The sequence below is a fragment of the Prevotella pallens ATCC 700821 genome (assembly GCF_000220255.1).
GTDB lineage: Bacteria > Bacteroidota > Bacteroidia > Bacteroidales > Bacteroidaceae > Prevotella > Prevotella pallens.
On sequence record NZ_GL982513.1, the window covers coordinates 895,775 to 904,409 of the forward strand.

At 35.4% G+C, this 8,635-nt stretch carries 8 protein-coding genes; 7 read left to right on the forward strand and 1 reads right to left on the reverse strand.

Going from position 1 to position 8,635, the window contains the following annotated elements; genetic code table 11:
- The first annotated feature begins 70 nt into the window (after positions 1-70).
- The 7 genes from HMPREF9144_RS03335 (at position 71) to HMPREF9144_RS03365 (ending at position 7,226) form a co-directional block, all read left to right on the forward strand.
- Positions 71-1,279 (forward strand): bifunctional 3,4-dihydroxy-2-butanone-4-phosphate synthase/GTP cyclohydrolase II, encoded by a 1,209-nt coding sequence (locus tag HMPREF9144_RS03335; protein ID WP_006044451.1) that lies wholly within the window; start codon positions 71-73, stop codon positions 1,277-1,279.
- A gap of 382 nt (positions 1,280-1,661) precedes the next feature.
- Entirely contained in the window at positions 1,662-2,501 is an 840-nt protein-coding gene (locus HMPREF9144_RS03340; RefSeq protein WP_006044452.1) for a MotA/TolQ/ExbB proton channel family protein, read from the forward strand.
- Positions 2,502-2,533: 32 nt separating this feature from the next.
- Positions 2,534-3,190, forward strand: coding sequence for an ExbD/TolR family protein (locus HMPREF9144_RS03345; RefSeq protein ID WP_006044453.1), 657 nt, complete (start codon positions 2,534-2,536; stop codon positions 3,188-3,190).
- Between the two features lie 2 nt (positions 3,191-3,192).
- Positions 3,193-3,852, forward strand: a complete 660-nt coding sequence (locus HMPREF9144_RS03350; protein WP_006044454.1) for an ExbD/TolR family protein — start codon at positions 3,193-3,195, stop codon at positions 3,850-3,852.
- A gap of 28 nt (positions 3,853-3,880) precedes the next feature.
- Positions 3,881-4,768, forward strand: a complete 888-nt coding sequence (locus tag HMPREF9144_RS03355; protein WP_006044455.1) for an energy transducer TonB — start codon at positions 3,881-3,883, stop codon at positions 4,766-4,768.
- A 15-nt stretch (positions 4,769-4,783) separates the two neighbouring features.
- The gene (locus HMPREF9144_RS03360) at positions 4,784-5,743 is read left to right on the forward strand and encodes a PstS family phosphate ABC transporter substrate-binding protein (RefSeq protein ID WP_006044456.1); all 960 of its coding nucleotides are present in this window, start codon (positions 4,784-4,786) and stop codon (positions 5,741-5,743) included.
- A gap of 67 nt (positions 5,744-5,810) precedes the next feature.
- Positions 5,811-7,226 carry a tetratricopeptide repeat protein gene (locus tag HMPREF9144_RS03365; protein ID WP_040595548.1) on the forward strand — a complete coding sequence of 472 codons (1,416 nt, stop codon included), beginning with the start codon at positions 5,811-5,813 and terminating at the stop codon, positions 7,224-7,226.
- A 515-nt stretch (positions 7,227-7,741) separates the two neighbouring features.
- Here the strand turns inward: HMPREF9144_RS03365 and HMPREF9144_RS12645 are convergent.
- Complete coding sequence (locus HMPREF9144_RS12645) at positions 7,742-8,278, reverse strand: hypothetical protein (RefSeq protein WP_006044459.1); 537 nt, start codon at positions 8,276-8,278, stop codon at positions 7,742-7,744.
- Positions 8,279-8,635: the final 357 nt, after the last annotated feature.

Below are 8,635 nucleotides of genomic sequence, written 5' to 3' on the forward strand. Positions count from 1 at the left end.
AATATAAATAAAACCGGAGGTCACATTATATTATATATAATATGACCTTAAACTTAAAATACAATCGATTATGGAGAACTTCGAACTCAGTAGCATAGAAGAAGCTATAAAGGATTTTAAAGAAGGAAAATTCGTTATAGTAGTCGATGATGAAGATCGAGAAAACGAAGGCGACCTTATTATGGCTGCTGAAATGATAACACCAGAAAAGGTGAACTTTATGTTGAAAAATGCACGTGGCGTTCTTTGTGTACCAATAACGCTCTCGCGAGCAAAAGAATTAGATTTACCACATCAGGTTTCCGATAATACATCGGTATTAGGAACGCCATTCACAATAACCGTTGATAAATTAGAAGGGTGTACTACGGGAGTGTCTGCTCACGATCGGGCTGAAACTATAAAAGCATTGGCTGACCCTAAAGCAACACCACAAACATTTGGACGCCCCGGACATATAAATCCATTGTATGCACAAGATAATGGTGTGCTACGTCGCTCTGGTCATACAGAAGCCGCTATTGATTTATGTAAGATGGCAGGTTGCTTCCCAGCAGGTGTATTAATGGAAATTATGAACGACGATGGCACGATGGCACGTATGCCTCAACTCATCGAAAAAGCAAAAGAATGGAATCTGAAGATAATAAGTATCAAAGATATTATTGCCTACCGTTTACAACGCGAAACAAGTATAGAAGTGGGAGAAGAGGTTGATATGCCAACCATATATGGACATTTCCGCTTAATTCCTTTTCGTCAAACATCTACCGGTGTAGAAAATATGGCATTAATAAAAGGCGAATGGAACGAAGATGAACCAGTATTGGTGCGAGTTCACTCATCTTGTGCAACTGGTGATATTCTAGGAAGTGAACGTTGCGATTGTGGTGAACAGTTGCACAAAGCAATGGAAATGATAGAAAAAGAAGGAAAAGGTGTGCTTATTTATATGCAACAAGAGGGAAGAGGCATAGGACTAATGAATAAGATTGCAGCATATAAATTGCAAGAGCAGGGACTTGATACTGTAGATGCAAACTTGCATTTAGGTTTTAAGCCTGACGAACGCGATTATGGGTGCGGTGCCCAAATGCTACGTCATCTTGGAGTACACAAAATGAAATTGATGACTAATAATCCAACCAAACGAGTAGGACTCGAAGCTTTTGGTTTAGAGATTCAAGAAAATATTCCAATAGAAATACGTCCTACACAATATGATTATCGCTATTTGAAAACGAAAAAAGAACGAATGGGACATGACTTACATTTATAAAAACTTGCTTATCGCACCTTTTCAATAAAGCTATATCATATTGTTTACGATAGATTATTTTTGAAAATCTATTTCATAATATCAGCGAAGGATTTATATTGTTTCTTAAATTAATACATTACCTGTAACGGCGATGAACGAAGCAAAGTATAACAGCTGTATAAGCTATCACAATGATGTAAAAAACGAATAAAAACAAGCAAAAAATAACAGTTAAAAGATGTCAATTTTGAGCATAGTTCTCTATTAATTGCTATCTTTGCCAAAGTTGTGCGAGAAAAGCTGGCATTTACTTGGCGGCTAAATTTACAAACGGTTTAAAATCAAATAGATATTAATAATTCAATTCATTTATAACTAAAAAATTAAAATTTTATCATTTATGGCAACTACACAACAAAAAGCAGCCCCACAAAAGAAATCAGAGGGCTTCACAGGAGTTAGAGGCGCATTTTGGATTATCGCATTCTGCGGTTTCGTAGCATTCGCATTGTTCTATCTTTGGTTTGCTAACGATATGCACTTCCAAGATCCACTTACGAAAGAACATCCATCTGATGTATGGGGTACTATATATAAAGGTGGTGTTGTGGTTCCTGTTATCCACACTTTATTACTTACAGTACTTGCAATGTCTATTGAGCGTTGGTTAGCTTTGAAAACAGCTTTCGGCAAAGGTGCTCTTCCTAAATTTGTGGCAAGTATCAAAGCAGCTTTGAAAGATAACGATATGAACAAAGCTACTCAACTTTGTGATAAGCAAAGAGGTTCTGTTGCAAACGTTGTTATGGCATCTATTAATGCTTATAAAGCAATGGAAAGTGGCGCAAATGCAAATATGAAGAAAGCTCAAAAAGTCGCAAAGATTCAACAAGCTCACGAGGAAGCAACTCAACTTGAGATGCCAACTCTTACAATGAACCTTCCTATCATTGCTACACTTGTAACTCTTGGTACTCTTACCGGTCTTCTTGGTACTGTAACTGGTATGATTAAGTCGTTCTCTGCTTTGTCTGCAGGTGGTGGTGCTGACTCTGCTGCTCTTTCTGCTGGTATTTCTGAGGCGTTGATTAATACTGCATTCGGTATTGCTACTTCTTGGTGTGCAGTAGTTTCTTATAACTACTTCTCAAACAAGGTAGATAAATTAACTTACGCACTCGATGAGGTTGGTTACTCAATTGCTCAGACATACGAAGTAAACCATACAGAAGAAGCTTAATTTTTTGCTAACCCTCTAAATACATTATCACTATGGGTAAAGTAAAAATTAAGAAAGAAGACGTCTGGATTGACATGACACCAATGTCAGATGTTATGACCTTGTTGCTTACTTTCTTTATGCTCACCTCTACATTCGTAAAGAATGAGCCTGTGAAAGTAAATACACCAGGATCTGTATCTGAGATGAAGGTGCCAGAAAACGGTGTTCTTACAGTACTTATTAGTCCTGAAAAGAACGCTGCAGGTCTACCAACAGGCGAAGGACAAGTATTTATGAGCTACGACAATACTAAAGAATTAGGACAAATCTTAGAAATGGTAGCACCAGATTTGAAGCCAGAACAGAAAAAAACATTCTTGGCAGAATCTACATTTGGGGCACCTATGGATAAACTTTCATCTTACTTAAGTATGTCTGCAAAAACTCGTAGCGAAGAACTCCCTAAAATGGGAATCCCTCTCGATAGTATTCAAGGGCATGAAATGACTGAATTTCAACAATGGATTAATGCGGCTCGCCAAGTAAATCCTAAAGTTCGAATTGCATTAAAGTCTGATGCGAATACCCCTTATGGTACAGTTAAAAAAGTAATGAGTGAACTCCAAGATATGGATGAAAGTCATTACTATATGATTACACAGTTGGACGCTAAAAAGGCTGTACAAGCAGCTTCTAAGGAGAACTAATAATGTCGAATAAAAAAGAAAGCAAGCAAAAAAAGATGACTGTTCGTGTAGACTTTACACCTATGGTCGATATGTTAATGTTGCTTATCACATTCTTCATGCTTTGTACTTCACTCAGTAAGCCTTCAACTATGGAGCTGACTATGCCAAGTAATGATAAGCAACAGCCAGATGCGAAAAAGAATGAAGCAAAGGAATCACACTCTATAACTATATTTATTGGAGATGGAGATAAGATTCTTTATGGCGAAGGTAAACCACAACTTGATAATCCCAATTGGCTGAAAAAAGCAGATTGGGGAACTGGTAAAAGTAGCATTCGTTACGTTCTTCAACACAAGGAAGTAGACAATGGTGCAAGCATACCTTATAACGATATGCGTCTTGCCGTACAGGAATTGCAGAAGAAGAAAGCTGCTAACGAAAAGGCTTATCCTGATAGTATTTATCAAGCTGAACTTACCAATATTAAGTTAGGTAATGTAAACGGTAAGAAGGTTCCAACCTTAACAGTTATCATTAAACCTACTGATAAAGCTTCTTATAAGAATCTAGTTGATATTCTCGATGAAATGCAGATTTCATATATTGCAACTTATGTCATTGATAAGCTCACCCCACAGGAAAAAGATTTGCTTTCAACTAAGGGGTTTAAATTTTAATGATATATAACAATTAAAGGAAAAGAACATGTCAAAAATAGATCTATATGATCCTAAGTGGGTCGATATGGTGTTTGCTGATAAGAATAAGGCGTATGGAGCTTATCAACTTCGTAAGTCTGTTTCACAGCGTAACATCAAGGCATTGGTTATTTTGCTTGTTGCTGCATTCATTGGCGGTGGATATCTGGCTTACCAGATAAAGAAACACAAAGATGAACTTGCCGCTCAAGAAGCATACGCTGCAAAGATGGAATTAGCTGCTTTGGAGCAAGCAAAGAAAGAACAAGCTGAACGAAAGAAACAGCAAAAGAAGGAAGAACCTAAAAAGGTTGAACCTGAAAAAGTTGTTCCAGAAACACGTGCTACTGTTAAGTTTACAGCACCTGTCATCAAAGATGATAAGGAAGTAAAAGAAGAAATGCCTCCAATGGTTAAAATGAACAGAGAAACCAAGGCTATTGGTACTGAAACCAAAGAAGGTGTTGAAGATCGTAATATTGTAGCTGACAGAAGTACAGTGGCAACGCCAGAACAGATTATTCCTAAGATTGAAAAACCTGTAGCTGAAGCTCCAAAAGTTGAAGCTCCAAAGGAAGATATCGAAAAGAAAATCTTTACTTTTGCAGAACAACAACCAACTTTCAAAGGTAATGTCCAGGCTTGGCTTACTTCTCACTTGAACTATCCTGCATCTGCTGCTGATAATAATATTCAGGGAAAAGTTGTTGTGAAGTTCGTTGTTGGTCGTGATGGTTCTGTTAGTAGAGCAGAAGTTGTACGCGGTGTAGATCCTGCACTTGATCGTGAAGCTCTTCGCGTAGTAAACAGTATGCCTAAATGGAATCCTGGTATGAATAATGGACAGCCAGCAAACGTTTGGTTCCAACTTCCAATTACTTTCAAACTGAACTAATATTAATTTAAGTTTATGAAAAGAACCATATTCTACGTTTTCGTAGGATTGATATTATCTACAGCTTTTCTTTCTTCTTGTGGAAGAAAGAAAGCTATAGATGGTAGAACAGATACACCGACGTCAGGGACGATTAAATTCGCCTCTGACGAAAGTTTTAGCCAATTTCTTGACGAGGAATTGCAAGTATATCAATATCGTTATCCTCAGACGCATCTTTTACCAATTTATACAGATGATAATACGGGTATGAAGATGTTATTAGATCTCAAAGTTAATTTGTTTTTTACTTCTCATGGTTTGCAAAAAGGTGAAGATGCAATTTTGAGAGGAAAAGGTCCAATACCTTCAGTTTTCCCTGTAGGATACGATGGTATTGCCTTTATAATAAACAAAAGTAACTTAGATTCTTGTATTACAGTTACCGATGTTAAGCGTCTTCTTAGAGGCGATGTAACAAAGTGGAATCAGATTTATCCACATTCAAAAAAAGGAAATATCGAAGTTGTATTCGATAATAAAGCATCAGCAACTCTTCATTTTGTTGTTGATTCTATCTTGGGAGGAAAAAACATAAAGAGTCAAAATATTGTAGCTGCTAAAAACAGTAAAGCTGTTATTGACTACGTAAAGAAGACTCCAAACGCTATAGGTGTAATAGGCTCTAATTGGTTGAACGATCGAAGCGATTCTACAAACACCACATTTAGAAATGATATTCGTGTAATGGCGATATCTAAAACTAGTAAAGCAGAAGATTATAATAGTTGGCAACCATATCAGGCTTATTTCCTAGATGGGCGATATCCTTTTGTTAGAACTATATATGCAATAGTAGCCGATCCTCATCAGGCTTTACCTTGGGCATTTGCTAATTTTATTGCAGGACCAATCGGACAAAAAATAATTCTACGAACTGGTTTACTTCCTTATCGTGCCGAAATAACAATTCGAGAGGTTAAAGTAAAAGAATAATGTTACATTATTTTTTAGCTTAATAGTGAAATCTATATAGATGTTGATTAATAATAGAAAGAAGATTATGAAGACAAAGAAATATTTATTAGTTGGAGCTTTGATACTAAGTTTATCGACTCCTGCCATAGCTCAGAATGATAGTTATAAAGCTGCGCTTAATCCTATTATAAGTGCTATAGAAGCTGCTCCTAACGATGTAAATGCTGGTAAAGATCTTATAAAGGACTACTTAAAAACTTATAAGAAAGATGAACAGGCGCTTACCGCGTTAGGAAATGTTTATTTAGCTCAACGTAACTTTGCAGAGGCAATGAAGATTGCTAATTCTATCGTTTCTAATAAGAAAATGAATGGTACTTTAGGATATCTTCTTCTTGGAGATATTGTAGCATTACAAGATAGTGTTGGTAATGCTGGTGCTGCTGCTCAGAATTATGCAACTGCAATTAGTCTTGATCCACATAATGTTGCTGCTTACGAGCGTTATGCAAAAGTATATCGTCATGTAAATCCACAAGTATCTGTTCAAAAACTTGAAGAGCTTCGTCAAGTTGAACCCAATTATCCTGTGGAAGCAACGGCTGCAGAAATTATGCTTGGTGATGGTAAATATGCAGAAGCTCTCTCTTGGTTCGATAAAGCTAATAGAGCAAACCTGACGGAAGACAATTTCTATAAGTACGGTTATACAGCTTTTATTCTTCGTAAACACGATAAAGTTTTAGAGGTGGTTGAAGATGGTTTAAAACGCTTCCCAAATAGCGAATATATCGCACGTGTAGGAATGATGTCTGCAGTTGAAAAAGGCGACTATGCAAAAGCTTTAAACTTTGCAAACCAAATGTTTGCTGGAAATGGTAAGAAGGTAGCAAACGATTATGCTGTTTACGGAAAAGCCTTAGCAGGAAATAAAGAATATGATAAAGCATTGGAGAACCTTAACAAGGCACTCGATATGGATAAAAATAATTTCGAGCCAATGAAGACTATAGCAGAAATTTATGCTGCACAAGGAAATGGTGATAAGGCTTTACAGGTTCAAATGGATTATCTTGCTAAAAATCCGAATGCAAATTCTAACGATTGGGCTAAGCTTGCTTCAACATGGGTAGATAAAGCTTCAACAGAGACAGATAAAACTCTTAAGGCTGATTATCTGGATAAGGCAATAGCTATCTATGATCAGATGGCAGTTAAGTTTCCTTCTATCTCAGATTGGATTTGGTCTAACCAAGCTAACGCTGCTCAAATGAAGAACGATGCTGATAAAGTGGCAGATATTTATAAAAAGATTGCTGCTTTTGAAGAAGCAAAGCCGAATCTTGATGCCGATTCAAAGGCATATTTAGAGCAAGTTTATTATGGTTTAGGCTATTATTATTCAAAGCTTGGTAATGCAGAAATGGCTAAACAGTACTTTAACAAAGTATTATCAGTAAATCCAAACAATGAAAATGCAAAGAAAGCTTTAGGGCTCTAATTTAGATATTTAATTTGTTTTTTTTAGACAGGGGGTGTATCATTTATCTGATACTGCCCCTTTTTTGTTTATTGAGGTTTTCAGCCTATCAAATGTTCATTACGCTATGATATTGTTGATTCTCCTCTTCAAATCAGTAACAGTTGTCTTATGGGGTATATTTTAATCATCTGCAATATTTTCAGTCTTGGTAAATAGATTCCCATACAACGTAAGCTTATTTCTTGCTAACCTTATTCAGGTCTTGGTTAATATAATTTGCTTGAACTCAGATTATAATTTCGGAAACGGTTATTGTAGAATCTAATCTCATCGTCTTCACACTGTTCTAATTGGCGGAAGGGAGATAAAAAGACACGTATAGCCTTACAGTTGTGAAGGTTACCATATATATCCTTGTCAGTCTGCCATATAACTGTACCATAACTCTCATATATTTCCATAGGGCACTCTCATATAGTCGTTAATGATAGTGTAGCGTCCACCATTCTGTGCATTTAGGCAGAACTATACTTTTACACTGACTTTACTTCTATATTAAATTCCTTACATAAATTGGCAAAATACTTAGAAACAATATAATGTGATTTAAATGAACAATCTCGTAAAATATAGAAATTATCACATCTTGTTTGATAGAAAAATGGAGTATCTGGCAAGGAAGAACCATCAGTCAATGTACGACTTCCTGAACGTTGTAAATCTAGAATATTATCACTTTTAATAATGCGGCCTAAGAAAAAATCAACAGTTTTATCCTTTATTTTTATCTTACATGGGAAGAACTGTAATTCCTCCTTTAATAATTCATTATATTTCTTAACGAACTTACAAGAGAAAATGGGTATAGGTATAATACAATTCAAAAAATCAAGTTTTAAAATTTGATTATATGTATAACCTTTTCCTGCAACGAGAAGAGGATTTACATACTGAAACGGTATAACATTCTTATTTTCAATAAAAAAATCCCAATATCTTTGTGAATCAGATTGTGATTTGAAATAAATAATCTGATTCGCATTTGTTTCATGTTGATTTATTATAAACATATTTAATGGCTTTTTATTTTACCATAGAGTTAGCCAGCAAATGCAAAATTATAAATAATATCTGGAATAGCTAATAATGAACATAAAATTAGTAATTAAATATTTTTTTGGAAATAATAAATCATATTCTTTTGGGAATTACAGCCAACCATAGTTGTTTTGAATAAAGAGAGCCTTTGCTAAATAGAATAAAATTTATGTTGAAATATCTATACTTGGCTACAACAAAGGAACTATAGAATAGGAATGCACGAAGGAGAAAAAAGTTATACTCAGTATTACACTACATATATGTGCTTAGGAGCTTAATAACAACTACCAGACAGCTTTTAATTACAAAATATTTTTTTAAATTAT